Below are 1756 nucleotides of genomic sequence, written 5' to 3'. Positions count from 1 at the left end.
CGCGGGATCGCCACCCGCTACGACAAGACCCCGGAGAGCTACCTGGCCGGACTCCACCTCTGCGGCACGATGCTCTGGCTACGCAGCATCACCGGACGAACATGATCTGAATCCCGTACAGGACCTAGGACGTGTCCGGGCGATCACGTACGCGGCAGATGACGAGGACTGCCGCCGCAGCTGCGCCAGGGGGGATCGAGCTCGGCCCGGACGCCTCCGCCGCCACCGAGTTCGCCCTCGGGTGAGACGCCTCTTGCGGCGCACCCGACCAGGTCGATCTCGGTGCAGTGCACGCCCTGCGCACCGCTCTCACCACGGCGGCCCGGCTGTTCGAGGCATCTTCCGGGGGAGTCCGCCTGCGAACGCAGCCCCATGTGGCCAACGCGATGGCGCTGGATCTGACGATTGATCATGCCGTATGTTTCTCAGGTTTATTGAGAAGTGATCGGGGGAGCAAGCGATGCGGAAGAAGTTCCGAGTGACTGTGGGTGTGGTGACGGCGTTCGCCGCGCTGTCGCTGGCAGCGTGCGGGGGCGGTTCGTCCGGCAACGGGGCGAACGCATCGAAGGGTGGTGCTGCCCAGGGCGCGGAGCAGGGACCGGCACCCGCGGCCGCACCGAAGGAGCCCGTGCCGGCGGCGTTCGACAATACGAAGGGCTGGGAGATCAGGGACGACGAACATGATTTGTCCGGGCCGGTGATCTCCGACGAGGCCCGGCTGGTTCTGCTGCGCTGGCACGAACGAGGCGGCAAGACGGCGCGCGTGGTGGCCAGGGATGCGAAGCCCGGCAAGGTGCGCTGGAGCAGCAAGCCGGTGGTCCGTCCGGAAGCCCCCAAGAGCGGGCTGCCCGTCGACTCCAAGGTGTTGCTGGCTCGCGGCGGCAGCAAGGAGTACGCCGTTCTGGCGGTCACCGGCAGCGAGGGTGGTGACGGTGTCAACACGGCAAGCCCGGTCACGCGTCTCGCGGTGTACGACATCGCCTCCTCGGGCGACGATGCGAAGCCTCTGCGGGAGATCACCGTTCCGGGGCCGGCCCTCGGCTTCACAGCGCAGCGGGAACTGGGCGTCGTCAAAGTGGCGTCAGACCAGGGCGTGTCGCTCGTCGACGTAGTCTCCGGCCAGGTCACCACCTACGACAAGAACCACCCCGTGCTGAAGTCACCCAAGCCCTGCCAGCAACTGACCGGCACCTGCGACAGCAGGCGGGTGACGGTGGCCGGGCAGACGCCTGCGGGCCCGCTGGTCCAGGGCTACGGCGCCTTCTGGGCCGGCGGCTGGTTCAGCGGTGATGTGGTGCCTGCCGGTGCCGCGCCCGAGCACGGCGGGCGCACGGTCGCTGCCTCCGGCCTGCCGAACGGGGACGTGCTGGCATCCTGGCCTGACAAGGAGGGCAAGGCGCAGACCAACGTCTATGCGGTGCACGACGGAAAGACGGGTCTGGTGCGCGCCTCCGTCGCGTGCGCGAACGAGAGCGACTCCGCCTTCACGCCCACGGTGTCGGGTGATGGCCGTTATGTGCTGGCCGGCCGCGTGGTGATCGACCTCCAGTCGGGGCAGGGCCACTGCTTCGAGCAGACAGGCACCCGCAAGGCGATTACCGTCGCGACGGTGGACAAGGACGGCACCGCTGACTCTGTTGCTGAATTGCCTGCAGGGGTATGAGGCAGTTCGGCATGCGTGGTGCGGTCGTTCTGTCTGCCCCGGCCGTAGGGGGTCGGTGCGGTGTCCATGCGACCGGGGGGTTTGCCGCCTGTT

Annotated in this window: 1 protein-coding gene and 1 pseudogene; both read left to right on the top strand. The window is 68.5% G+C overall.

Annotated features, from left to right (window positions below; genetic code table 11):
* A pseudogene (locus OTB19_RS42660) lies at window positions 1–105 on the top strand (IS5/IS1182 family transposase); the annotation flags it as partial.
* A gap of 355 nt (window positions 106–460) precedes the next feature.
* Window positions 461–1663 carry a hypothetical protein gene (locus OTB19_RS42655; RefSeq protein ID WP_267804241.1) on the top strand — a complete coding sequence of 401 codons (1203 nt, stop codon included), beginning with the start codon at window positions 461–463 and terminating at the stop codon, window positions 1661–1663.
* Window positions 1664–1756: the final 93 nt, after the last annotated feature.

The organism is Streptomyces sp. H27-H5, assembly GCF_026627505.1.
Lineage (GTDB): Bacteria > Actinomycetota > Actinomycetes > Streptomycetales > Streptomycetaceae > Streptomyces.
The sequence above is the reverse complement of the archived record's forward strand: the minus strand, read 5'-3'. Positions and strand labels throughout refer to the sequence as shown.